The organism is Algoriphagus sp. 4150 (assembly GCF_031457395.1).
GTDB lineage: Bacteria > Bacteroidota > Bacteroidia > Cytophagales > Cyclobacteriaceae > Algoriphagus.
The window spans coordinates 124252-149312 of the sequence record NZ_JAVDWS010000012.1 but is presented as its reverse complement, the minus strand read 5'-3'; the positions used below and the strand labels follow the sequence as shown (position 1 = coordinate 149312).

Below are 25061 nucleotides of genomic sequence, written 5' to 3'. Positions count from 1 at the left end.
ACTCAAATGAAAAAGTTAACTATATTATACATAGGGGTCTTGTTGTTGGCCTCAGCCTGTGATGGGTTTTTGGAAGAAAAGCCAAAAGATGAAGTTGCTTCAACCCAATATTTTACCCGTCCTGAGCATGCACGCGATGCTGTGAATGCACTTTATAGAACCGGTGCTATGCAATTTTTCCAAGCAAATGGATCCTACTCGGGAGCAAGGATAATGTTTGGTCCTTACCTTTCGGGCTTTGTGGACAATGAATACAAAGGCCAGGAAGTCCATGTACAAAGGGGACAGAATATGACCCATGATGGGCTTAACCTTTCTGACTATTTTAATTCGATGTGGTCGGACATGTATAGAGGGATTTCCAGAGCCAACAATGCAATCAAATACATTCCGGAAACCACAGGGATAAGTGAGACGCAGACGACTCAGTATATGGCTGAGGCGAAGTTTTTTCGAGCTTTCAACTATTATTATCTGGTAAGAATGTTCGGAGCAGTGCCTCTGATCACTGAGCCCTACGAAAGCTTGGAAAATCTATTCCTGGAAAGAACTCCGGCAAGCCAAGTATATGCGCTTATAATTGAAGATCTCGAATCCGCAATAGCCAGTGGTGGACTGTCCGATATGAGTATGGTCAATAACAGCAGCAGAATAACGAAAACCGTTGCCCAGACTGTCTTGGCCGAAGCGTATCTGACTATGAGTGGTGCAGCAATAGGAGAGGATAATTATGCAAAGTCTGCCCAGGCAGTTCGTGAGATTGTCAACTCCGGCAATTATGCCCTAGTGCAGCATACAAGGAATGGTGCGGGAGAGATTATTGAAAACGGTTCGGCTTATAACAAAATCAAAGACAGGGATCAGGTGCCGGGTGAATTCATTTATTATTATGAATATGAAATCGGGATTGTCAATAATATTTACCCTAGTTGGAGTTATCCTTCCATTGTGTCTCCATTGCTTGCTTACGCCATTGCCAATAATGCATATGCACCTACTCAGCCGTTAATAGCTTCTTACCACCCCGATGAGGATCTGAGGATCCAAGAAAAGCAATATTTCCACTCCTCTATTGAACTGAATGGGGAAATCATACAATTTCAGCGTGCACCGTTTATGTGGGAGGATCAGGAAGCTGCCTATGAGACAGCTCTTTCGGATAAAGATATGCCGATGTACACCTACGCCAATGTTTTACTGATAGGAGCCGAGTCAATTGCCAAGTCTGAAGGGGTAACTGCTGAAGCTGTAGATTATCTGGCGCAAATACGGGAGAGAGCGCTGTGGAAAAAATCCCCGGCGGAGATCAGAAATGAGCTGTCAGGTCTTTCTGCCGAACAGTTTGTGCAAGAGGTTTGGAAAGAACGGGTACGGGAATTGGTTTTTGAATTTCCCATCTGGTTTGACGTAATGAGGACCGGGAAATTTCCAAAACCGCTTAACAACGGCACAGGAGATATTGATTTTGTAGATGCTGTGGGCGCTACCAATTTCTTCAACGGCTCAATTAAACAACAAAACATGCTATTTCCAATTCCTGAGCAGGAGTTACAGAGAAATCCATCTCTGACTCAAAATCCAGGTTACGCAAATTAATTTAATTATTACCTAGGGACGGGATTTGTACCCGTCCCTATTTTCAGGCAGTTCCCTTAAAAGAGAAGTGCAGGCTACTGTTTTGCACTTTGTATTACCAAAAATTATGAACAGATTAAGTAATCAGCCTCAAGTTCCAATAGAAAAGAGCAAACAGGATTCAGACTCCTATGATATATTTCCTGCTTTCGAATTGGGACCGGCAAAAATCCACAACAGTTATGAAAGTCTATTTGAAAAACTTGAATCCGCAGACAAAATTATTTTAGACGGATATGTGGGCGTTGACTGGAGCGAGATTTCAACGGAAATTTCCTCCTATTTCGAAAAAAGAAATAGAGCGTTCGTTTTGATCAATTGTGCCGATTATTACAAATCCCCTACTGAAATCCAAGAGCTCACCGCTCCTTATCTTGGAGGTGATGATCCGGTCTTTGGGAAGAAAACTGATCTTGAACTAAGCGGATATTTCATTTCTTCTTTTTCTACTGCAATTGATCAGCCTGAGGATCTGACCATCATCGTATATGGTTGCGGTGCATCTTTAAGCGGAATAAATGGGGTTTTGGTGTATTTTGATTTGCCAAAGAATGAACTTCAGTACAGAATGCGGGCAGGATCGGTGACTAATCTGGCCACTGAAGAAGTCAAAGGCTCCAAACAAACCTACAAGCATTTTTTCTTTGTGGATTGGGTGATCTGCAACAAAGAGAAGAAGAGGTTATTGTCCCAAGTGGATTTCATCGTAGATCAGCAAAGATCAAATAGTCCTACTTGGATGAGTGGAGATGTATTCAGGGCGGGATTGGATGCGATGTCTGAATCTTATTTTCGCGTGAGACCTTGGTTTGAACCCGGCATCTGGGGAGGGCAGTGGTTGTCGAAGAATATCCCGGATTTGCCTCAAAACGAGCCAAATTATGCATGGTCTTTTGAAATGATAGTCCCGGAAAACGGGCTGATTTTTTCTTCCGAAGGAACCTTGTTGGAAGTTTCTTTTGATTGGCTGATGTATAAGGCTGGAGAGAAAGTGCTGGGCAAAGCATACAATCGGTTTGGGGATGATTTCCCGATCAGATTTGATTTTCTTGACACCTTTGACGGGGATAATCTATCCGTGCAGTGCCACCCTACTCCTGCATATGCAAGAGAGCATTTTGGAGAGAAATTCACCCAGGATGAAACGTACTACATTATGGATACCACTCCTGAATCCCATGTTTATCTGGGATTTCAGGAAGATATCGACCCTGAAGAGTTTAGGGAGGAGTTGGAAAAATCGATTGCTGCCAAATCAACAATCGATGTGGAAAAATTTGTCCAAAAGCTTCCTTCAGAAAAGCATGGATTGTATTTGATTCCAAATGGGACTATCCATTGTAGCGGAACAGATAATCTGGTGTTGGAAATCAGTGCTACTCCCTACATCTATACCTTTAAAATCTACGATTGGCAACGATTGGATCTGAACGGAGAACCCAGACCGCTTAACGTAGACCGTGCGTTTGAGAATCTTGATTTTTCCAGAAAAGGACAGGTGGTGCAAAATACCTTGATCTCAAAGCCTGAGGTGCTTGAGACAGGAGAGGACTGGGAGAAAATCATCCTTCCAACGCACCCGGATCATTTTTACGAGGTGATGCGCTATGAATTTGATTCTGAAATCACCATAACTACCGATGGGCAGTGTCATCTATTGATGCTGGTGGAGGGAGAAAGCTTGGCTCTGAATACTTCTTCTGCCAGGGATCTCAAATTTCATTTTGCAGAAACTTTTGCCATTCCGGCAGCTACCGGTAGTTACACGCTGAAAAATCTGGGATCCACACGGGCAAAAGTTGTGATTTCCCATGTCAAAGATTCAGCCTGCTAACGTCAAAGTCATAAAAGAACTTACTACTATGAAGAATAGAATTAATTATATACTGAAAAGCCTCAAATCAAGAACCTTGCTTTTGGTTTTTCTGCTCTTGACGGCAGTATTTCCAACTGCATCGGCACAGGACTCCGAGCTGTTTAGTCTCGGAGCCGAAACCGACTCAGGAGAGGGTTTCTCCCTGTATCCTGATAAGTACACAGAGTTTATAGCACATGATTTTGGTTTTGAGGATAGAATGTTTTGGATTGGTAGAGACGATATCCAAGCTGACTTCCCCTATGTGCTTCCGGGACCAAAAAATGGCTGGGGAGGCACCGGCCATACGGCAGGCATACGTTCGCATTTCCTGAATTTGGGTTTTGTTTTGGATAAAGCGACAGGAGCTAGTGGTAAGCTGAAGATAGATCTTGTGGATACAGATTCATTGCATGCGCCACACTTGAAAGTCTTGGTGAACGGGGAGGATTTTCAGTTTAACCTGAAGAAAGGTTCCGGATTGGTATTGGAAAAAGGTGAAGGAACTCCGGATTCCGGACAGCTCATCGAAATCCCCCTGGCTGAAGGAATTCTTAAAAATGGACTAAACCGCATTTCCATTACCATTTTGGATGGAGGTTGGATCGCATTTGACCGCATCTCTTTGGCAACCACTCTTTCTCCTGATCTGATAAAGCCTCAAGACGCTGTCTTAGGTGAGGTCACTGCTGCCACTTATCAATTGGAAGATTCAGGAACTATTGTTCAGCCCTTATTGGTAGAAATCTTTCACTTGGATGAGAATCCCGAATTGACGGTAAAGCTCGATGGGAAAGAGATTCTAACCCAAAAACTGGAAGAGGGAAAGTACCTGTTGGAAGCGGGAATGCCGGGGGTGTCCCAGCCTACAAACAGCACTTATGAGATTCTGCTTGACGGAAAATCGGTAAAACATGGAGAAATCACCAGATCCCCCCAGCCCATGCACGGGCTGAGCGGTTATGTAAATACGCTTTTGGGTACTGCACATTCCAGATGGATGATTGCTCCCGGACCATGGATGCCTTTTGGAATGGTAAAATTGAGTCCTGATAATCAGAATTCGGGATGGCAGGCAGGTTATGATCCTAATTTTGAATCCATAGGGACATTCAGCCATATTCATGAGTGGACGATGACCGGACTGGGCACATTCCCTACCGCAGGGGAGCTGGTTTGGACTACTGTAGGAGATCAAAGTGACGTGGATTCAGGCTATCGTTCTACAATCGACAAGAGCTCTGAATATGCAGGTATAGGGCTTTACAAAGTGCATTTGACAGACACGGATATTTGGGCTTCTTTGACTGCCACTGACAGGGCAAGTTTTCAAAAGTATGAGTTCGGACAGGGAGAAAGGGGGAGAATAATGGTCGACCTGTCGATTCCCACAGAATATGGTTATCAGATAGAATCCTGTGAGATCACCAGGGTATCACCTACCAGGATCGAAGGGAAAAGCCACCAATTGACTCCCAATGCCTGGTCCAAAGGAGTCGGGCAGGATTACATTGTTCATTTTGTGATTGAGTTTGATCAGCCTATTGCTGAGTTTGGCCATTGGGTAGATGGGCGGATAGTTAAGGGTGAAAATTTATTTGCTACTGATCCAAAGAGTGCGGGGGCATTTGTGGAGTTTGATATCCTCCAAAACAAAACCGTACAGATGCGTACCGGGATTTCTTATGTGAGCATAGAAAATGCCGCAGAGAATCTTTCGGTAGAAATCTCCAATCCCTTCGGCTGGGACTTTGATGCGGTGGTAGCCAATCAACAAACGGTATGGAACGGGCTGCTTGACAGGGTGAAAGTTTCGAGCAATGATGCAAGGGAAAAGGAGCGTTTCTATACGAATATGTACCGTGCGCTTGCCAGCAGAAATACGTTTTCGGATGTAGACGGAAGGTGGAGGGATGCTGACGAAAACATACAGCAATTTGAAGATCCCAATGACCTGGCCTTGGGATGTGATGCCTTCTGGAATACGTTTTGGAACCTGAACCAGTTTTGGAATCTGGTGACACCCGAATGGTCCAATAAATGGGTGAGATCCCAGCTTGCCATGTATGACAATGCCGGCTGGCTCGCTAAAGGCCCTGCGGGTATGGAGTATATTCCTGTGATGGTGGCCGAGCATGAGATCGCATTGATCGTAGGAGCATACCAGATGGGGATCCGGGATTTTGATGTGGAGAAAGCCTTTGAAGCGGTGGTGAAAATGCAGACCACCGAAGCAACTGAAGTAGGTGGGGGATTTGCGGGTAATAGAGACTTGCTGACGTATTTGGAACATCACTACGTGCCTTATGATCAGGGACGTTTTTCCAATTCCCTGGAATACAGTTTTGACGATTGGACAGTGGGGCAGTTTGCCAAATCGCTGGGAAAAACTGCTGAGTACGAACAATTCAATGAACGGGGTAGCTGGTGGAAAAATGTGATAGATCCATCCACAGGCTATGCCAGAATGAAGGACTCCGAAGGTAAGTGGTTGGAGGATTTTGATCCGTTTACTTCCGGCGCAAACCATCACTACGTAGAAGGAAATGCATGGCAACTTTCATTTTTTGTGCCTCAGGATGTGCCCGGTTTGATGAAGGAGATAGGTAAGGAGAAGTTTTTGGAACGGCTGGAATGGGGATTTGAGGAAAGTGACCGCTGGCGATTCAACGGGCCCAACGACCAATATTGGGACTATCCGGTAGTTCAGGGAAACCAGCAGTCCATGCATTTTGCCTTCTTGTTCAACTATGCAGGAAAACCTTGGCTTACCCAGAAGTGGAGCCGGGCTATTTTGGACAGGTATTATGGCTACGATGTGACCAATGCTTACCTAGGTGATGAAGATCAGGGGCAGATGAGCGCGTGGTTTGTCATGGCATCTCTGGGTTTGTTTCAGGTAGATGGAGGAACCCGGTCAGAACCTATTTACGAGATCGCTAGTCCGCTGTTTGAGCAGGTGGAGATCAAGCTTGACAACCAATACGGCAGGGGAGAGAAATTCATCATTACCGCAAAAAATGCCAGTCGAAAAAATAAGTATGTACAATCGGCAACACTCAATGGAAAACCCCTTCATCAATTCTGGTTCGGAGTCAATGAACTCCTACAGGGAGGAGAGTTGATATTGGAAATGGGGCCGAATCCAAATGAAAACTGGGGCACGGGAAAGTTGCCATATTAAGCTGAAACTTAAAAACTAGTAATTAATAATTATGATTATCCACTTAACTGCACGTATGTACTTTGAATTAATCCTAGAAGTTCAAATTTGGCAATTCCCCCTTTCTAAAAGGGGGCAAGGGGGATTTTTTCAGGCTAGCACCGGACATAATTCGAATACACATATTTAACAACAATCCTAAAATATCAAATGAAAAAATATCTCGTAATAGCTGCACTTGCATTGGTTTTTAATGCAAAGGCGCAGGATAAACCAAAGACGAATGAAGCGCTCAGCCAACAGATTATAAGTGATGAAAACTTCAAATTCGTCAAAGAAAAAGCCCTTGAAGTAATAGCAGAGGGATTCAACGCAGGAGACGGATACCGTGAGGTGTGGATCAGGGATTACAATACCTTTATCAACCTTGCAGCCAAAGTTTATCCCAAGGAGGAATTGAAGGAAAACCTGCTGGTCTTTTTTAGGATGCAGGGGGAAGACGGCAATATTATCGACGGATTTACCCCTGCCGAAAGTATAGGTGAAGGAGAGACGGACTTCAGTTATTCAGAGCTTGAACCCAGGTATGCTGGCCATAAGAATACGGTGGAGACAGATCAGGAAACGTCTCTGGTCCAGACGGTCTTTAAATACATAAAGGTCACCGGTGACAGCTCTATTTTGGAGGAAGTTGTAGGTGACAAAACAATTGCTGAGCGGATGGAGTGGTCTATGGATTTCCTGATGAATGAAAGATTCAGTGAAGAATATGGATTGCTCTGGGGCGCTACCACGGCAGATTGGGGGGATGTGCAGCCTGAGCATGGCTGGGGAGTTGATCTGGATGAAAATACACACCGGGCGATTGATGTGTACGACAATGCCATGATGATCATTGCCTTGGATAATCTGATGGAAATCATGCCGCAAGTCCGGAAAAGATGGATGCCCGTAAAACAGCAATTGGCTGAAAATGTCAGAAAACACCTTTGGGACAAAAAGAAACAGAAATTCATCCCGCATATTTATTTGGAAGGCTCGCCTTTTCCGGAGGATTTTGATGAGGAAGAAATTTACTACTTCGGAGGAACAGCAATAGCCATAGAAGCGGGGCTTTTATCAAAAAAAGAGATCAAAGTATCGCTGGACGAAATGGTTTCCAGAGTGAAGCAAGCGGGGGCACCTTCCATTGGACTGACTATTTATCCCCCGTATCCTGAGGGATTCTTTGCCAATAAGATCATGAACCCGGTCTACAGCTATCAAAATGGCGGAGACTGGACTTGGTTTGGTGGAAGAATGGTGTTGGAATTGGTGAAAAACGGTTTTGTAAAAGAAGCATATGAGCAGATTCAGCCCATGACAGAAAGGGTGGTGAAGAACAAAGGTTTCTATGAATGGTATTCTATAGACAATGAACCCAGAGGATCGGGTACCTTCAAAGGAAGCGCAGGAGTGCTGGTTGACGCAATTGAGGCATTGGAACAAACTGTTGATCCAAAATGACAACAAGCATGAGCAAACATCAGGAGCAGCTACCAATAATAGGCTTGCTATGATACAGGTCGGTGTAGATATAGGTGGAAGTCATATTGCTGCATGCCTCTATGACAGTATAGAGAAGCGGTTGATTTTGGATTCCGGAAGCACTTATCATGTTGATCCAAATTGGGAGCCAACCAAGATACTGGATACTTGGAGTGCAGCAATCAGTACTACGATCTCCTGTTCACAAAGTAAGATTGCCGGGGTGGGAATAGCTATCCCCGGCCCTTTTGACTATTATGAAGGGATTAGCCGGATTACGGGTGTCAATAAATATGAAAGCATCTACGGCTTGAACATCAAGAATGAACTGGCGACACGATTGGGACTGGCTGATTCCCAAGTAAGATTTATAAACGATGCCTCAGCCTTTGCCATTGCAGTTTCTACGATAGGAAAGGCGAAAACATTTGATAGATGTTTGGCAATTACGCTGGGCACAGGACTGGGGGCCTCATTTATAGTCAATCGAAAGCCTGTGTTTTCAGATTCACGGGTTCCTGAAGGAGGGTTTTTATACAATCAGCCGGTGGATGGAGTGATGGCTGATGAGCTGTTTTCTACCCGGGGATTATTGCATCTTTATCATATAGTGAGTGGGCAGCGGGCAACCAATGCGTTGGAAATCTACCAATTGGCCAAGAGTGATCCCAAAGCAAGGCAAGCCTTTCAGCTCTTCGGACAAGAGCTGGGAAGATTTCTGGCTCCTTTTATGGGAAAATTCAATGCAGAAGTATTGGTGTTGGGCGGTAATATTTCCAATGCATTTGAATTATTTAAAGAGCCGCTGATAGAAGAATTGCCGATTGAGCATGTTTACCTGTCAGGATTAATGGATCATGCGGCCTTGATCGGTGGAGCGTTGTTGGTTGATGATGAATATTACGGAGAGTTGTCGGATCTAATCAAGGAAATGTGATGCAGGAGACAACTACTGATGGCATAATATACAAGAAGATTGCTCCTATACTCTTAAGTTATATCGTAATGGGTTTTGTGGATATCGTAGGAGTGTCCACAGGCTTTGCACAGCAGGATTTCGACCTGACTCCCACTATGGCCCAGCTGATTCCGTCTATGGTATTTGTATGGTTTTTTATTCTTTCTATTCCTGTGAGCCTGCTTCAGAATAGGATTGGTAAAAAAAATGTACTGCTTATAGGAATCGGTGCAACGGCGATAGGAATGTTTACTCCATTTGTAAGCTATTCCTATCCTGTTTTTCTACTGTCATTTGTGATGCTGGGAATAGGAAACACGTTCATTCAGGTATCATCAAATCCTCTGCTGAGGGAAGTGGTGTCGGAAGGGAAATACCCGAGTCTTTTGAGTATATCCCAATTTGTGAAGGCAATCAGTTCCTTGCTTGGGCCGCTTATTGTAGCCTTTATGGTGTCCTTTACAGGAGACTGGAAGAATGTCTTTCTGGTTTATGGTTTCATCTCGGTTTTGACCGCCGGATGGCTAAGCAAGACTGTGGTGGTGGAAAAGTATAAAGCAAATTCAACAAGTTTCAGGAAATGTTTTGCCTTGCTTGGAGATCCTTTGATTGCTGTTATGGTACTTTCTATTTTCCTCATTGTAGGTATAGATGTAGGCATGAATACCAATATTCAGGGTTTATTGGTTTCTAATTATGATATAAGTCTGGAGAATTCTTCGTTGGGGATTAGTCTGTATTTTTTCTCCTTGATGGTGAGCCGCTTTTTGGGAGCAATACTCCTTAATAAGGTGAGCCACCTTAAGTTTTTGAAATGGTCCAGCCTCCTCACTGTGTTGTTTTTCTTGAGCTTGACTTTCTCTTCGAGCTTGACTGCCACGCTGATTTCTATTGTTTTGATTGGATTGGCATCTGCCAATCTGTTTCCATTGATCTTTGCCTTGACAATTAATAAAAGACCGGAAAGAAGTAATGAAATTTCAGGTTTGATGACCATGGCGATTATTGGTGGAGCGATTATTCCGTTGATTATGGGAATGGTTCAAAAAAACTTTACCGTAAATGAAGGGTTTATCGTGTTAATTGTTTCGGCAATCATAATTTCCTTTTCCCATTCTGCGTTGAAAAAGTATGATGCCGATCTGCCTTTATAGTTTAACAGTTTACCTGAAAATCAGATAAGCCTCCATTTTCGATACTTATCCAACGTTGATTGTCTACTGTAGAACCGGCCGGTGTATTTACCGGAATATTTTCATGGTAACGGAGCTAGGTAGGTGACTCTGTCCTTTATGCCGGGACATTGATTTGGATTGAACCGATGGACTTGTGGATAATGATATGGTTCAATGTCGATTATAAATTAATTAAATGTTTAATGATTTTTGGATCGGAAAAATATAGTAAAATTGAATGGTGATAATGGATATCTTAAGTAGTGTTGAGGGATTTCCGGGTAAAAATGAACCCATTTCAAATTTGAATAATTAAAAGTGAACCATGCAGGTTAAAGATTTTAGATTAGATCTTAAAAGTTCTATTCCTTATCACGTACAGGTGGAACAATACCTTAGGGAACTTATACGGATAAAAGAATATGCGTCCGGGGAATCTTTTTTGCCTAAGGAGGAAAGTTTGGCAAAGAGGTTTGGGATTTCCAGAAATACAGTGCGACAAGCTATTGATAAGTTGGTACAGGAAGGACTGGTAGAAAGGAAGAGGGGGGTTGGTTCCAAAGTCATTAGCCAAAATATTTCAACCCGGCTGGATCAATGGATTTCCTTTACAAAGGAAATGAAGGACAAAGGAATTGAGGTGGTGGAATATTCGGTCAAGGTAGGGTTTGAGTTGCCGGATGAAAGAACGTTAAAAGCACTGAATGTTACTGCTGAGACAGAATTATGCTGTATGGAGAGAGTAAGGGGGGCAAAAGATGCCAAATATCTTTACAGCATCTCATTTTTTCATCCGAGAATAGGCTTGACGGGGAAGGAGAATTTCTACCAACCGTTGTATGAGATGCTAGAGCGGGAGTTTCATGTAGTGGTGGCAATATCAAAAGAAAAGCTAAAAGCAGTGGCGGCTTCTAGTACGATTGCCAAAGCTCTTGATATCAAAAAAGGTGATCCCGTTTTGAAGAGAGAGCGTATCGTACTTGATCAGGGGGACAGGCCCGTGGAGTATAATGTGGTGTATTATGCTACAGACTATTTCTCGTATGATATTGATTTAAAACGTGAATTTTAATCTATAAGAGTGCTGTTTTAGAGAGTGTTTATTATATAGAATATATTTTTTACAATTTTTTTCATCTTTCTACGTAATCGATTGAATTGTGCATTTTCGTTGATTTTGGTCATTTTGGTGAGTTTTGGTGAAGCTGCCATTTTTTAAACGCCTATTTTGTCTATGTTTTTTGACTACCTTTGCAAGGCAATGAAATTAGAAACTACAGCAGTTACTCCAGATTAAATTTTTTTTCCGGGCTTCCGGATTTCCTGAGCTTTTGGCATCAGGGTTAGCATTGTTTCTATTTCCCCCATATCCTTTCCGAATTATCCTTTCCCAATCACTATTCTTTATATGAAGAAATACTTCAATTTATTTGATTTCAGTCAGCGGGTTGACTATAAAACCGAAGTGCTGTCGGGGCTTACTGTAGCCCTTGCACTGATTCCCGAAGCGGTTGCTTTCGCTTTTATGGCCGATTTATCTCCTCTGACCGGTCTATACGCTGCTTTTGTGATGGGACTGGTGACTGCCGTTTTTGGAGGTCGTCCGGGGATGATCTCGGGAGCAACAGGGGCGATTGCCGCCGTGATCGTAACCCTATCAAAAACCGAAGGAGTGGAATATGTATTCGCAGCTGTCGTGCTATCCGGAATTATTCAGGTTGTTGCCGGTGCGTTAAAGCTGGGAAAGTTTATCCGGTTGGTTCCCCATCCGGTAATATTTGGCTTTGTCAATGGGCTCGCAATTATCATTTTTATGTCCCAGTTGGACCAGTTCAAAACGGAGGAAGGCTTTTGGCTTTCCGGCACGACTCTGTATGTACTCTTGGGGCTTGTATTGTTGACTATGCTGATTATCTGGGGCCTTCCCAAATTCACAAAGGTGGTACCTGCTTCCCTTGTGGCGATCTTAGTGGTATTTGGGTTGGTGGCCATTCTGAAAATTGACACAAAGACCGTGGGAGATATTGCCAGTATCAAAGGAGGTTTTCCTCCATTCCATATTCCAAAGGTTCCCTTTGCTTTTGAAACCCTTAAGATTATTTTTCCCTATGCACTGATTATGGCGGGAGTGGGTCTGATAGAGTCGCTACTTACGCTCAATATTATCGATGAAATAACTGAAACTCGCGGTAGAAGTAATAAAGAGGCTGTTGCGCAGGGAGTGGCTAATATCACCTCGGGTTTTTTCTCAGGAATGGGCGGCTGTGCCATGATTGGACAAAGTTTGATCAATATTTCCTCGGGGGCACGTGCCCGGCTTTCGGGGATTGTAGCCGCAGTGATGCTATTGATATTTATAGTTTTTGGTTCCGGGATAATAGAGCAAGTCCCCATGGCGGCATTGACAGGGTTGATGATTATGGTAGCTATCGGGACATTTGAGTGGGCTAGTTTCAAGACAATTACCCGTATGCCCAAAAAAGATGTTTTTCTGATGTTCTTGGTCACGCTGGTGACGGCTATTTTACGGGACCTAGCCCTTGCTGTTTTAATTGGGGTGACTTTAGCCGCACTCTTTTTTGCATGGGACAATGCAAAGCGAATCCGTGCGCGCAAACATGTGGATGAAAACGGGGTCAAACATTATGAGATTTTTGGTCCTTTGTTTTTCGGTTCTGTCACAGCCTTCAATGAGAAATTTGATGTGCTGAACGATCCGAACGAAGTGATAATCGATTTTGAGGAAAGCAGGGTAGTGGATATGTCAGCAATCGAAGCACTCAACAAAATCACAGAACGCTATCATAAAGTGGGTAAAAAAGTTCATCTAAGACATCTCAGTCCGGATTGTAGAAGATTGCTGGCGAGAGCGGACGAAATCCTCGAAATCAACATTCTCGAAGATCCTACTTACAAAGTGATGACGGATAAATTGACCTAAGTAGTAAGATACAACCCAAACCTGTTGTAGGCGTCCGGCTCTGATTAACCTGTCAGACCGGACGCATTTTTTTTTATCCCTGTCTACCGGACAGGAAGGAAGCCATTAAAGCAAAGGAGATATCGCACGGAAATTCCATTATTTAGATTTAATTTAAATAAAAATTGCCTTCATGTAAATCATGATATAACTTTGGGGCTTTATCGCCTAAGCCTTTGTTTTTCAGTAAGCCAAAAAAAATTCATTTAAGTCAAGTGGAGGAATTGACAAGCATCAAATCCAAAGAGGATTTTGAAAGGCTTTATCATTTATATGCCACAAAAATGCTTTCCCTGGCTTATACCTTGGTTAATGAGCGGGAAACGGCCCAAGAGATCGTGCAGGAGGTGTTTAAATCCATCTGGGAAAGAAAGGACAAACTTAAATTTACCGGTTCTGTCTCCCATTACCTGATCCGGGCTGTTAAGCTTGAGTCCATAGACTATTACAGAAAGAAAGCCCGGGTGGAAAAGCATATGCACTGTGCTTTGGAAAACTATTGCAACAGCAACAGAGATACGGAGGAGCAAATAGCTTTCAACGAGCTCACTTCACGGTTAGATTATCTCGTGGACCGTCTTCCCTGTCAATGCAGAGAGGTCTATAAACTAAGCAGGGAAAAAGGTCTCAGTGCCAAAGCAATTGCATCTACGCTATTGATTTCTGAGAAAACAGTGGAGTCACACCTGACGAAAGCTCTCAAGTTTATTAAAAAAGAAATTTCTGCGGATAACTTGAGCTAAGGATCAGATCAATTGTCAGAAAGTAAATAGGGCATGCTGAAAAACGCCGGTAATAGATCAAAAGCTTTCATATTGAATGAGTACCCCATTTTTAATGCGAACGGTTTTTCAGCAGGTGCAAGCTTAGTGGCCACAATAGGTCTTTATCCATGCATCAGAAAATCCCAAAATCGGGATTTTCAAGCTAGCCTCAGTCATACCATCTTCTGCGTTGGCCTCATTCGAGGTATAAGCATACATCTTCACTCGGCCGCCTTGAAGCTGGCATACCTGAGGCTTTTTCAACAAGCCCTAAATAATATTTTCTGAAAGTCGTGATACCGATCTAAAGCCCGTAAACCCCCAATGCAGGAAACATCCTGATACCCTAACTTCTGTGTCAGGCTTGGTCGGTTCATGAAATTGATATGTTCCCGACCCTCTTTTGTATTTTTTTTCAATATGACTCAGGGTAATGGCCGAGTTATGCGGCTATTCAGGTAAGTAACTCAATGTACTGATCATGAAAATCACACCTGAACTTTTAGACCGATATGCCAAAGGCAAGTGCACAGGGGAGGAGCGGCAGTTTTTACAGACATGGCTTGACTCCGCAAACTGGGAGGAGTCAAACTTACAGGAGAGGGACCTGAAGCAGATGAAGCAGGAAGTATGGGCCACTGTGGGCCCACGGGGCTTGGGATTTGCCAAAATCCCAAACTCTATCTATCGCTATGCTGCGGGTGTGGTGGCCATATCAGTAGTTTCCGCTTTGGCTTTTCGGCTATTGGTCACCTCAGTGCCAATATTGATGTCTTTTACAAACTTTTCAGAGGAGACAGAGCTGAAAGAATCCATAAATGGAATGGAACTTCTGCTCAAGCCCGAAAGCCGGATTTCCGGAATGACTTCTTCGGCAAATGGCAGGGGGGAACTTGATTTTTGCGGTTTTGTAGAGCTGGACAATTTTACCGGACGGGATATTCTGGTAGAGGTAAAATCAAACTGTGCTATCGGGATAACTCAAGCGGCTGAGTTTAACCTTCGAAATGGAGAGAAGTACCTGTTCTTTACCAGTAAATACAAGCGGGAGGAAATCCATGTGGTCAATACCCGCATCCTTCACGAGCTGCCTTTGCGTCTCTGGCACGAAGCATTGGATCAGTTGGAAAATAATAAGTCACAAAGTTAACTCCGGGTAGATTGAAGCTATTAATATCCTTTAGAATATCGATGCTATGGGTCATTCTTCTGGTTTTGGGAGGAGTGGCTAAAGCTCAGACGTCCACGTTCACCATCACAGGAAAGGTGCTGGATCAAACAGGCTCACCTGTGCCATTTGCCAACCTCAAGGTTCTGGATAGTTCGCAGGGAACTTTGGCCAATCTGGATGGCACTTTTAGTATTTCCGGACTCTCTGCCAAGTCTTATTCTATTACCATAAGTAGTATTGGCTATAGGTCTAAGACATATCTCATCGATGTTGAGAAGAATACGCAGACCGATTTTATTCTTGTAGCCTCCGAAAACACGCTGGAAATGGTGCAGGTGACGGAGCGACAAATCAAATCCGATTCGGAAATAATCAGAGAGGCAGGTTTTAATGTTTCGTCGATTGAAACTGGGCAGTTTGAAAATCTCAGTGTGGATCTGAATCAGGTATTGAGGAATGCCGCAGGAATCAGAATCAAGGAATCCGGAGGAATGGGATCTGCCTATAACCTTTCTCTTAATGGGCTATCTGACCGTCAGGTAAGGATTTTTGTAGACGAGGTACCTGTGGATCAGCTAGGGAGCGGGTTTAATCTCAACAATCTGCCTGTCAATATGATTGAACGAATTGATGTGTACAAAGGCGTCGTTCCAGTAAAACTCGGAGCGGATGCTTTAGGGGGCTCCATCAATATCGTGACCCGGCAGGATGTGGATACTTTTCTAGATGCCTCCTACAGCACCGGTTCCTTCAATACTCATCAGGCTGTCTTAAATGGGCAGTACAGAAATGGAGGAGGATTCACCTTTAAAGCTTCCGGCTATTATAACTATAGTGACAATGACTATCGGATGAAAAGCATGTCGGTATTCCGCGAAGGAAAAGAAACGTTTGTGGACATCCGAAGATTTCATGATCAATACCAAGCCTACATGGGTAATGTAGAGGCAGGCTTTACCCAAACTAAGTGGGCAGATCAGTTGTTGGCGGGAGTTTCTGTAGCAACTATTGATCAGGATATTCAAGGTATTAACAGCAAACCAGTGGGAGAGGCCGAGGAGAGCGAGCGGAACAGAAACTATACGCTCAAATATTCCAAGAGGGAATTTTTCTCTCCTAAGTTAGGCTTGAACGTATTTGCATTATACAATGAAATCAACAGCACCAGCATAGATACTTCCTCAAATCGCTATGACTGGTCTGGACAAATAGTCCGAACAGAGCGTAACAATCTCGGTGAAATGGTTCGGGAAAAAACAATTTTCGAATATGAACAAAGCCATTTTTTAAACCGGATCTTTTTGGATTATCGCTTCAATGAGCATCATACCCTGAGTTTTAACCAATTGTTTTCCAGTATTTCCCGACAGGGTGAAAATCGGCTCAGTACAAACAATAACCAGCCTTTTCGTTCCCCCAATGATATACGCCAGGTGGTGTCAGGATTAGAATATGAAATAAATGCAATGGATCAAAAGCTCCGGGCCACCTTCGCACTTAAGAACTATAATCTCTACCTGCTGGCCAGAAATGCGATTCAATATCAGGCAGGACAGTTTGAAATAGAAGACATCGAAACTGACCAAAACCGATGGGGTTATGCTGCCGCGGGTAGATATTTTCTTCGTCCTGACTGGAGTGTGAAAGGATCATTTGAAAAAGGCTACCGACTGCCACAGCCCAGAGAGATTTTTGGCGATGGACTGCAGATCATTGCCAATCCACAACTCCAACCTGAAAGCAGTCTGAATGTCAATCTTGGTATGGCTTATCGGATCAAGATCAACCGTCATGTATTACGGTCTGATGCCAATTTTTTCATGCGGGACGTGGATAATTTTGTCTTCCTGCGTCAGGAAGGTGTGTTTAGCAGGTATACCAATGTGCTGGGCGTGCTTATTAGGGGATTTGAGTGGGAAGGACATTACCAATATGCCCAAAAATTGACTTTGCAGGCAAACCTCACCTATCAGAATGTGCTCAATAATGAAAAATATGTAGCAGGAACTAGGAATCCAAGCTTGGTATACCGAGATCGAATGCCCAATACCCCCTTCTTATTCGCCAACACGCAGCTGACCTATCTTTTTGCGGGCCTGTTTACAGGCGCGGACTTATCTCTATATCATTCTATTAATTATGTCCACGAGTATTTTCTCAATTATCCGAGCGTGGCTATCACGAGCACCAAAAACATAGTGCCAGTGCAATTGCTCAATAATGTAGGGGTGACTCTCTCGGACATCAACCGTACCTATAATGTCAGTTTGGAGGCCAGAAACATCTTTGACAAGGCAGCCTATGACAATTTCAACCAGCAGAAACCCGGAAGAGCCTTCTTCCTTAAAATCAGGTATTATTTCAGTAAAAATTCGCTAATCAATTAACTATTTCACTTATGAAAAAACATAGTTTTCTATTCCTTACGTTTGCATTTATCTCCTTGCTCACTTTTACGGCATGTGATGATAATGAAGACAGTAATCCCATCCCTTCTGATGATGAATACAATTTCTTTGTGGCGCTAAGCCTTCCGGGGATTGATTCTTATCCCTTTCATCTCTTGAAAGGAGTAGAAACCGGATCTGCCAGTATCACAGGAGCTCAGGAGATTCCGGGTATTCCGTACAATGTGCCTATCACTTCCCATGATGGATATGTCTTTCTCAACTCAGACGATAAACTTTCCAAATACGAAGTAGGAGAAAATGGGATTCTTATCGACAGAGGTTCTTTGCCAAATCTTGGAATCAGTGGAGGCCCAGTGTACGAATTTATTTCAGACAGCCGTATGTTGATATCCAGCGGACCGAGGGCAACTTCGGATGGGGTTTTTCAATACCAGATCATCAATACAGAATCGATGACCCAAGTGTCCACAGGAAGCATTACGCTGCCTACTGACTCGAATTCTAAATCCATTCCTTCAGCGTATATTTTAAAAGAGGGTAAAATATATGTGCCTTATATCCATTCGGATGAAAAATATGTGGCCTATAATGAGGCTCCTGTGGCAATATTCAATGCGTCTGATCTGACCTATGAGAAAACCATCTATACTGACAAAACTGCAAGCTTGGCCTATAGTGTTGTTTCTTCTCACGGATTTTCTGAAAATGGAGATCTCTACATTACATCGTGCAATTCTGATTACTGGGGTGCAAACGAATCCCTTCCTTCAGGAATCGTCCGAATAAATGCGGGTTCTTCTGATTTTGACGACAGTTACTTCTTCAATCTGACCGAGGCACTGGACGGCAACCATACAGGAGGTATGCTATACGTAGGAAATAATAAAGCAATTGTGCAGGTGTTCCGTAGTGATCTGATTACTGCTTATGGCGACTATCAGGGTGGATTCGTGATCGAATATCACCTAGTGGACCTTCTCACCAAATCCACATCAAAACTGGATATTCCACTCAGCAGATATCCACGAAGAGCAATGGCGCTTACAGCAGGCGGAAAAGCTGTCATCATGGCCAATACCCAGACGGATGGAAACGCGTTTCATATCTATGATCCTGCTTCCAATTCCACAAGTAAAGGCTTAACGTATGAAGGTGCTGAATTTATGTCTGCCTTCTTCCCTATAACAGACTAAGCAGTCTTAATTTCTAAACGTCTCTTCCTTTTGGGGGGAGACGTTGATTTTTCTTTCCCTCTTTAGATTTGAAATTCAAAAAGACCCTCCGCTTTATTCACCGCTGGATAGGACTGATCACTGGAGCCCTGGTGTTTGTCATCTCTATCACAGGCTGTCTCTATTCCTTCTATTACGAAATCCAGCCTTTGGTCTATCAGGATAGGATGTTTGTCGAGGTCCCCGCAGATTCTGCCCGGCTTCCCATAAGTACTCTGCTCGAAAATGCTTCCAAAGCAATCGATTACAAAGTTCCTTGTATGCGTACCTTGATTCCTCTTGACCCGGATGAAACGGTAGCTTTTATCTTTCAGGAATTAGATGGAGATGCTTTTTTTTATGCGGACTACATGAAGTTTTACAAGACCGTGTATATGAATCCTTACACGGGTATTCCTGTTTTTATTGAAGATACAAAGTGGGAGTTCTTCAACGTCATATTTTGGATGCATACTACCCTGTTTCTCGGCTACGCCTACGGGAATGTGATTGTCACTTGGGTGGTGATTCTATTTGTGGTGATGATGCTTACAGGACTTGTTCTATGGTGGCCCAAAAGAAAAAATCTGAAAAAAAGTCTGACTTTCCAGTGGAAAAGTACCACCAGATGGAGAAGGATAAACTACGATCTCCATCAAATATTGGGTTTTTATGTGCTGGTTTTGGCACTGCTTTCGGCGCTCACCGGACTTTTTTGGGCTTCTGAAAAGTTTAATCATGGAGCACAGTGGCTTGCAAATGGGGGCAAAGCCCTTTCAGGGCTCCAATTGGCGGTGGCGGACTCACTTCCTGCATCTTCTCAGAATACATTGGATCTTGCTTTAGCCAGTACGTTGGAAGCTGCTCCCAATACTTCCGTTGCCATGATCCGTTTTGTGCCCTCGCCGGCCGCGCCGATCATCGTCCGTGCCTACATTGGAAGTGAAGCTAACTTCAAGCGGGAAGTGTATTATTATGACAAGAAAACCGGTCAGCGCTTGGGAGTGGAAACGTTTTGGGAGAAGAATTCCGGAGAAAAGCTGGCTGCACTAAACTATGATCTGCATGTAGGTACCATTCTCGGGATGCCGGGCCAGATTATTGCTTTTCTGGCAAGTCTGATTATTGCCGGTTTGTCCGTGACTGGACCGTTGATCTGGTACGGTCGGAAAAAGTAAGGGCTATAGCAAAAGGCAATTTCTTAAGAAAGGATTACTTATTAAAGACCTTCATGGAGCTGACTTTGGTAAAGTTCCGCAGGGCGCAAGTGAATGTGAGGATCGCGCGGCGTTGCAATACATCAGGCTGACGGCCTTCAATAAATGCTTCGGAAATATTCCTTCGGATATTGTTGTTTTTTTCCAAACAAGGCATAGCTGTTTACGTACCTCAGCCTTTCTGTCAGTAGGTACCCAGAAGCATCATAAGACACGGTAAACTTAAGAATTGAGGTCTCCCAGTATCGCCTGTCCCACGTGGCGGAGTCTTCCGGTCACCTAAGCAATGAGAATAATATCACTGATATCATTGCGGATAATCACATAGATGGTCATACAGATTTTTCAGAAAATCATCTAAGAAATTTTAGATTACAAATATTCATTGTAATATTGCAATGAATTAAAAAGCTATGGGAGTTACCAAGACAGATTTATTTACCCTAGAACAGAATGAGCTGGCGCAGATTGCTAAAGTATTTGCACATCCTGCACGGGTAGCAATTATCCAGTACCTGCTGAGATCCAATACTTGTATCAACGGGGACCTGGTACAGGAGCTGGGGCTGGCACAAGCTACCATCAGCCAACATCTGAGGGAACTCAAGCAAGTGGGGATTATCCAGGGAACCATAGAAGGAGTTTCGGTTAGCTATTGCATTAATCCAGCAAGGTGGGTGCACATCCAACAGCTTTTCAATGAGGTATTTGATCAATTTCAAGCTCCCGATAGCACCTGCTGCTAGCTTGGGGGCTAAAAAAATTATGTATATCCGCTTATCTACCAATAAAGAGAATACTAAAACGATCAATTAATTTAACCGTCCAGAAGACAAGAATGTGATAACCAAAATCAGGTAAGGTCATTCTGTCTTCGGTCTCCCGTCACTCGTGCTGAGCGTAGTCGAAGTATCGGTCTACTGGCCAGATAAACAAAGCAACTGAAGTGACTGGCATCATTACGGATAAATATAAAAAAATTTACACCCATTAATCGTATTATCGCAATAAATAAACTTAGTTATGAACGTATCAGAAGTTAAGACAGCTCTTGGCAAATTGGATCACATCGCCTTTCAATTGCCTGACGGATCATTGGTTCCAACCCACTTTCATGTCACCGAAGTAGGTAAAATCTCCAAGCATTTTATTGACTGCGGGGGAACGGTGAGAACAGAAAATGTGGCCAATTTCCAACTTTGGAATGCGGATGATTACAACCACCGCCTAAATCCTGAAAAGCTGCACAGTATTATCGAACTGTCTGAAAAAGTATTGGGACTTGAAGATTTGGAAGTGGAGGTAGAATATCAGGCGGACACCATAGGCAAATTCGGGCTGGAGTTTGACGGGAAGAATTTTTTGCTCACAAGCAAGCAGACCGATTGCCTGGCCAAGGACAAATGTGGGGTTCCGCAGGAAAAAGAAAAATTAAGCATGGCAGTGCTGGCCGCAGGTGCCAATGCCTGTGCGCCAGGATCAGGATGTTGTTAAGTTAACCTATCACTCAAAAATGAATAATACTAACGCTATTTTATTGCCCCGGCTTTCAGAAACTGTAGAGAAAGCCCGATCCTTCCCTATATCGGATGAAAGAAAGGAAGTTCTTCAGGTTTTGATTGATTATATACAGGAGAAAGTAAAGGCAGGTGAAGAGCTTAATCTCAACTTTATCTGTACCCACAATTCCCGGAGGAGCCAGTTCTCCCAGATTTGGGCACAGACTGCGGCAGATTATTTCGGGATTCCTGCCGACTGCTACTCGGGAGGAGTCGAAGTGACGGAATTCAACGGGCGTGCGGTGGAATCCATCAAGCGAAGCGGATTTAGAGTTGCCAAAAAAGGAAGCGAAAATCCGGTGTATTTCATCTTTCATTCCGATGAGGCAGAACCGATTTCCGCCTTTTCCAAACTCTTCGATGATCCGATCAACAAGGCCCAGAGATTTGCGGCAGTGATGACTTGCTCACATGCGGATGAAAACTGTCCATTTATCCCCGGAACCGAAAACAGGATTCCTGTAAGATATGAAGATCCCAAAAAGTATGACGGAACTCCCGAAGAAGCAAGCCGCTATGACGAAAGATCCTTGCAGATTGCCTCGGAGATGTTCTATGTTTTTGGACAAGTCAATAACCAATAAGTATGACCACGTCTCAAAAAAAGCTAGGGTTTCTGGATAAGAATCTGACCTGGTGGATTTTTCTGGCCATGGCCGTTGGGGTGGGGATAGGGTATTTATTCCCTTCCAGTTCAGAGGTAATCAATTCCTTTAGCTCGGGGAGTACCAATATTCCAATAGCGATTGGCTTGATACTGATGATGTACCCCCCTCTGGCAAAGGTTGACTATAAGCTTTTGCCAAAGGTTTTCAAAAATGTACGGATTCTCAGTATTTCCTTAATTCTCAACTGGATCATAGGCCCGGGGTTGATGTTTGCTTTGGCGCTGATTTTCCTTCAGGACTACCCGGAATACATGGTGGGTCTGATCCTGATCGGATTGGCCCGCTGTATCGCGATGGTGTTGGTGTGGAATGATCTGGCAGAAGGCAGCAGTGAATATGGTGCCGGGTTGGTGGCGCTTAACAGTATTTTCCAGGTGTTTATGTACAGCTTTTATGCATGGTTGTTTATAACGGTGCTTCCACCTTATTTCGGCTTTGAAGGGGCCATTGTTGATATTTCCATCGGGACCATTGCCGAAAGTGTAGCCATTTATTTGGGAATTCCTTTTCTGGCGGGGCTGCTAAGCCGCTTGATTTTGGTCAGTGCCAAAGGTGAAGAATGGTATACCACGGTGTTTATTCCTTCCATTTCACCGATTACGTTGATAGCGTTGCTCTTTACCATTGTGGTAATGTTCTCGCTGAAAGGTGAACTGATTGTAGAAATACCTATGGATGTGGTGCGGATTGCGATACCTCTCCTGGTTTACTTCACGCTGATGTTTATTATAGGGTTTTTCTTCAGCAAAGCCATGGGGGCCAGCTACGATAAAAATGCGGCTATCTCCTTTACCGCCGCCGGAAATAACTTTGAGCTGGCCATTGCGGTGGCTATCGCAGTGTTTGGACTTGACTCGGGACAGGCTTTTGCCGGAGTGATTGGTCCCTTAGTAGAAGTACCCGCCCTGATACTTTTGGTTAGGGTTTCGTTTTGGCTGAGAGATAAGTATTATGGCACACCCAAACTATCGAATTTGTGAAAAAGGAAGTTGAGCTGATAGTTATAGGAGGGGGACAAAGCGCTCTTGCGTGTGGATATTTTCTACGGCGAACGGGGCTGGATTACCTTATTTTGGACGATAAGGAAACCTGCGGAGGGAGCTGGCCACAGACTTGGGAATCGCTGACCTTGTTTTCTCCTGCTAAATTCAGCTCTCTTCCCGGATTTATGATGCCAGCTTCAGTAGGAGAATACCCTTCCCGGGAAGAGGTCATTTCTTACCTATGTGCCTATGAACGGCGGTATGATTTTCCGATTGAGCGGGGTGTCCGCGTCACGCAGGTGACCCGGGAAGATGGGGTTTTTATAATTCATACAGAAGAGGGACAGCAGGTAAAAACCAAGGCAGTGATCTCAGCCACCGGAACATGGCAGAATCCTTTCATTCCTGAAGTGTCGGGAAGGGAGCGATTTCAAGGACTGCAGATGCACTCAAAGGAGTATCAAAATTCCAAAGCATTTGAAGGAAAAAGAGTGCTGATCGTGGGGGAGGGAAATACCGGGGCACAGCTGCTCGCTGAGGTAAGTAAAGTGGCTCAAACCGTCTGGGCAACACATAAGCAGCCGGAGTTTTTACCTGACGATGTGGACGGTAGGGTATTATTTGATCTGGCGACGGCCAAATATGAAGCTGAAAAACTGGGCAAACCTTTTGACTCTTCCCGGTATCATTTGGGAAATATCGTGATGACGCCTTCTGTCAAGGAAGCTCGGGGCCGGGCTGTGCTTAGTTCGAAGGGGAGAATTTCAGTTTTGGAAGAAACTGCTGTGGTTTGGGAGAATGGAGAAAGAGATGAGATTGATGCTATCCTTTGGTGTACAGGTTTCGGTTTTGCTACCGGGCATCTCTCCGATTTGGTTTCGGTAGATGTCAGGGGCAGGATTTCTACTGAAGAAACCCGCTGCAAAGATGTTCCTGGACTCTGGACGGTTGGTTATGGCGGATGGACCGGGTTTGCTTCGGCTACCTTGATAGGAGTAGGCCGCTCTGCCCGTCAGACAGTTAAGGAAGTTGTGGATTATATAAAAGAGATCAAATGAGGGTTGCTTTTTTTTCTGATGTACATGCCAATCTCCCCGCACTTGAGGTTGTTTTGGCGGATATAAAGCGGGAGAAACCGGATAGGATATTCTGTCTTGGAGATTTGGTGGGCTATCATATCTGGCCGGAAGAGGTGGTTAGCCTCATCAGGAAAGATCATATCCCGACGTTAATGGGGAATCATGAGGAAGCATTGCAACTATCTCAGGCAGCATCAGGAACCAACAGCGCCATCACCCAAAGCCTTATCAGCTCTGAGACCAAAAATTATCTTCTCGGGTTGCCGGGGGAAATAACAACTTCCTATGAATTTGAAGGAAAATCCTTAAATCTATGGATGGTCCACGGCAGCCCAAAGGCGATCGATGATTACATGACCGAAGATTATCCGGAGCAGGAAGTACTGTCCATGATGCGTGAGCGGAATGCTGATATTTTGCTTTGTGGGCATACCCACAAGCCCTTCCATCGGATTATACAGGATGGGAATAAGTTGAGACATGTCATTAACTTGGGTTCTGTAGGCAAACCTAAAGACGGGGATCTCCGGGCGGGCTATGTAATAGCAGATCTTCAAAAATTGATCTCTGCCGGGAATTCACTTAGTTGGCAACCGGAATTCCGTAGACTGCAATACGATGTTGAGTCATCTGTTCGGGCATTGAGGGAGAGTGAATTTCCGGGGCAGTATGCTGATGCATTGGCTCAGGGAAAATAAACAGCGA

The 25061-nt window shown here is 44.0% G+C and carries 20 protein-coding genes; 19 read left to right on the top strand and 1 reads right to left on the bottom strand.

Annotation, left to right across the window (positions count from 1 at the left end; translation table 11 throughout):
- Nucleotides 1-6: 6 nt before the first annotated feature.
- From J2X69_RS15775 to J2X69_RS15735, 9 genes are all read left to right on the top strand, one after another.
- Nucleotides 7-1596 carry a RagB/SusD family nutrient uptake outer membrane protein gene (locus tag J2X69_RS15775; RefSeq protein WP_310105264.1) on the top strand — a complete coding sequence of 530 codons (1590 nt, stop codon included), beginning with the start codon at nucleotides 7-9 and terminating at the stop codon, nucleotides 1594-1596.
- A 106-nt stretch (nucleotides 1597-1702) separates the two neighbouring features.
- The gene (locus J2X69_RS15770; RefSeq protein WP_310105261.1) at nucleotides 1703-3469 is read left to right on the top strand and encodes a class I mannose-6-phosphate isomerase; all 1767 of its coding nucleotides are present in this window, start codon (nucleotides 1703-1705) and stop codon (nucleotides 3467-3469) included.
- 28 nt (nucleotides 3470-3497) lie between these two features.
- On the top strand, nucleotides 3498-6674 hold the full coding sequence (locus J2X69_RS15765; protein ID WP_310105258.1) for a GH92 family glycosyl hydrolase: 3177 nt from the start codon (nucleotides 3498-3500) through the stop codon (nucleotides 6672-6674).
- 189 nt (nucleotides 6675-6863) lie between these two features.
- Complete coding sequence (locus J2X69_RS15760) at nucleotides 6864-8159, top strand: GH36-type glycosyl hydrolase domain-containing protein (RefSeq protein ID WP_310105256.1); 1296 nt, start codon at nucleotides 6864-6866, stop codon at nucleotides 8157-8159.
- On the top strand, nucleotides 8146-9117 hold the full coding sequence (locus tag J2X69_RS15755) for an ROK family protein (RefSeq protein WP_310105255.1): 972 nt from the start codon (nucleotides 8146-8148) through the stop codon (nucleotides 9115-9117). The genes J2X69_RS15760 and J2X69_RS15755 overlap by 14 nt, the downstream gene beginning before the upstream one ends.
- Complete coding sequence (locus J2X69_RS15750; protein WP_310105253.1) at nucleotides 9117-10292, top strand: MFS transporter; 1176 nt, start codon at nucleotides 9117-9119, stop codon at nucleotides 10290-10292. The genes J2X69_RS15755 and J2X69_RS15750 overlap by 1 nt, the downstream gene beginning before the upstream one ends.
- A 346-nt stretch (nucleotides 10293-10638) precedes the next feature.
- A complete protein-coding gene (locus J2X69_RS15745; protein WP_310105250.1) occupies nucleotides 10639-11385 on the top strand; it encodes a GntR family transcriptional regulator in 747 nt (248 codons plus the stop codon).
- 336 nt (nucleotides 11386-11721) lie between these two features.
- Nucleotides 11722-13254: a SulP family inorganic anion transporter gene (locus J2X69_RS15740; RefSeq protein ID WP_310105247.1), complete on the top strand. Its 1533-nt coding sequence runs from the start codon at nucleotides 11722-11724 to the stop codon at nucleotides 13252-13254.
- Nucleotides 13255-13508: 254 nt separating this feature from the next.
- Nucleotides 13509-14036: an RNA polymerase sigma-70 factor gene (locus J2X69_RS15735; protein WP_310105244.1), complete on the top strand. Its 528-nt coding sequence runs from the start codon at nucleotides 13509-13511 to the stop codon at nucleotides 14034-14036.
- Nucleotides 14037-14159: 123 nt separating this feature from the next.
- On the opposite strand, the gene J2X69_RS15730 is transcribed toward J2X69_RS15735, so the two are convergent.
- A complete protein-coding gene (locus tag J2X69_RS15730; RefSeq protein ID WP_310105240.1) occupies nucleotides 14160-14321 on the bottom strand; it encodes a hypothetical protein in 162 nt (53 codons plus the stop codon).
- 217 nt (nucleotides 14322-14538) lie between these two features.
- On the opposite strand from J2X69_RS15730, the gene J2X69_RS15725 reads away from it, so the two are divergent.
- From J2X69_RS15725 to J2X69_RS15680, 10 genes are all read left to right on the top strand, one after another.
- Entirely contained in the window at nucleotides 14539-15207 is a 669-nt protein-coding gene (locus J2X69_RS15725; RefSeq protein WP_310105236.1) for a hypothetical protein, read from the top strand.
- A gap of 11 nt (nucleotides 15208-15218) precedes the next feature.
- Nucleotides 15219-17615, top strand: a complete 2397-nt coding sequence (locus tag J2X69_RS15720) for a TonB-dependent receptor (RefSeq protein WP_310105233.1) — start codon at nucleotides 15219-15221, stop codon at nucleotides 17613-17615.
- A gap of 11 nt (nucleotides 17616-17626) precedes the next feature.
- Nucleotides 17627-18832 carry a DUF4374 domain-containing protein gene (locus J2X69_RS15715; RefSeq protein ID WP_310105229.1) on the top strand — a complete coding sequence of 402 codons (1206 nt, stop codon included), beginning with the start codon at nucleotides 17627-17629 and terminating at the stop codon, nucleotides 18830-18832.
- A 68-nt stretch (nucleotides 18833-18900) separates the two neighbouring features.
- Nucleotides 18901-20028, top strand: coding sequence for a PepSY-associated TM helix domain-containing protein (locus J2X69_RS15710; protein WP_310105227.1), 1128 nt, complete (start codon nucleotides 18901-18903; stop codon nucleotides 20026-20028).
- 452 nt (nucleotides 20029-20480) lie between these two features.
- Nucleotides 20481-20813, top strand: a complete 333-nt coding sequence (locus J2X69_RS15705; protein WP_310105224.1) for a metalloregulator ArsR/SmtB family transcription factor — start codon at nucleotides 20481-20483, stop codon at nucleotides 20811-20813.
- Nucleotides 20814-21090: 277 nt separating this feature from the next.
- The gene (locus J2X69_RS15700; RefSeq protein ID WP_310105221.1) at nucleotides 21091-21561 is read left to right on the top strand and encodes a DUF6428 family protein; all 471 of its coding nucleotides are present in this window, start codon (nucleotides 21091-21093) and stop codon (nucleotides 21559-21561) included.
- A gap of 19 nt (nucleotides 21562-21580) precedes the next feature.
- Entirely contained in the window at nucleotides 21581-22210 is a 630-nt protein-coding gene (locus tag J2X69_RS15695) for a protein-tyrosine-phosphatase (RefSeq protein ID WP_310105218.1), read from the top strand.
- A 2-nt stretch (nucleotides 22211-22212) separates the two neighbouring features.
- Nucleotides 22213-23274 carry an ACR3 family arsenite efflux transporter gene (arsB, locus tag J2X69_RS15690; RefSeq protein WP_310105215.1) on the top strand — a complete coding sequence of 354 codons (1062 nt, stop codon included), beginning with the start codon at nucleotides 22213-22215 and terminating at the stop codon, nucleotides 23272-23274.
- Nucleotides 23271-24335 (top strand): ArsO family NAD(P)H-dependent flavin-containing monooxygenase, encoded by a 1065-nt coding sequence (locus J2X69_RS15685; protein WP_310105212.1) that lies wholly within the window; start codon nucleotides 23271-23273, stop codon nucleotides 24333-24335. Before arsB ends, J2X69_RS15685 begins: the two co-directional genes overlap by 4 nt.
- Nucleotides 24332-25054 (top strand): metallophosphoesterase family protein, encoded by a 723-nt coding sequence (locus tag J2X69_RS15680; RefSeq protein WP_310105209.1) that lies wholly within the window; start codon nucleotides 24332-24334, stop codon nucleotides 25052-25054. Before J2X69_RS15685 ends, J2X69_RS15680 begins: the two co-directional genes overlap by 4 nt.
- The last annotated feature ends 7 nt before the right edge of the window (nucleotides 25055-25061 follow it).

Coding starts and splice junctions, on each gene's coding strand:
- J2X69_RS15775 (WP_310105264.1), top strand. CDS start 7: ATGAAAAAGTTAACTATATTATACATAGGGGTCTTGTTGTTGGCCTCA.
- J2X69_RS15770 (WP_310105261.1), top strand. CDS start 1,703: ATGAACAGATTAAGTAATCAGCCTCAAGTTCCAATAGAAAAGAGCAAA.
- J2X69_RS15765 (WP_310105258.1), top strand. CDS start 3,498: ATGAAGAATAGAATTAATTATATACTGAAAAGCCTCAAATCAAGAACC.
- J2X69_RS15760 (WP_310105256.1), top strand. CDS start 6,864: ATGAAAAAATATCTCGTAATAGCTGCACTTGCATTGGTTTTTAATGCA.
- J2X69_RS15750 (WP_310105253.1), top strand. CDS start 9,117: ATGCAGGAGACAACTACTGATGGCATAATATACAAGAAGATTGCTCCT.
- J2X69_RS15745 (WP_310105250.1), top strand. CDS start 10,639: ATGCAGGTTAAAGATTTTAGATTAGATCTTAAAAGTTCTATTCCTTAT.
- J2X69_RS15740 (WP_310105247.1), top strand. CDS start 11,722: ATGAAGAAATACTTCAATTTATTTGATTTCAGTCAGCGGGTTGACTAT.
- J2X69_RS15725 (WP_310105236.1), top strand. CDS start 14,539: ATGAAAATCACACCTGAACTTTTAGACCGATATGCCAAAGGCAAGTGC.
- J2X69_RS15715 (WP_310105229.1), top strand. CDS start 17,627: ATGAAAAAACATAGTTTTCTATTCCTTACGTTTGCATTTATCTCCTTG.
- J2X69_RS15705 (WP_310105224.1), top strand. CDS start 20,481: ATGGGAGTTACCAAGACAGATTTATTTACCCTAGAACAGAATGAGCTG.
- J2X69_RS15700 (WP_310105221.1), top strand. CDS start 21,091: ATGAACGTATCAGAAGTTAAGACAGCTCTTGGCAAATTGGATCACATC.
- J2X69_RS15695 (WP_310105218.1), top strand. CDS start 21,581: ATGAATAATACTAACGCTATTTTATTGCCCCGGCTTTCAGAAACTGTA.
- arsB (WP_310105215.1), top strand. CDS start 22,213: ATGACCACGTCTCAAAAAAAGCTAGGGTTTCTGGATAAGAATCTGACC.
- J2X69_RS15680 (WP_310105209.1), top strand. CDS start 24,332: ATGAGGGTTGCTTTTTTTTCTGATGTACATGCCAATCTCCCCGCACTT.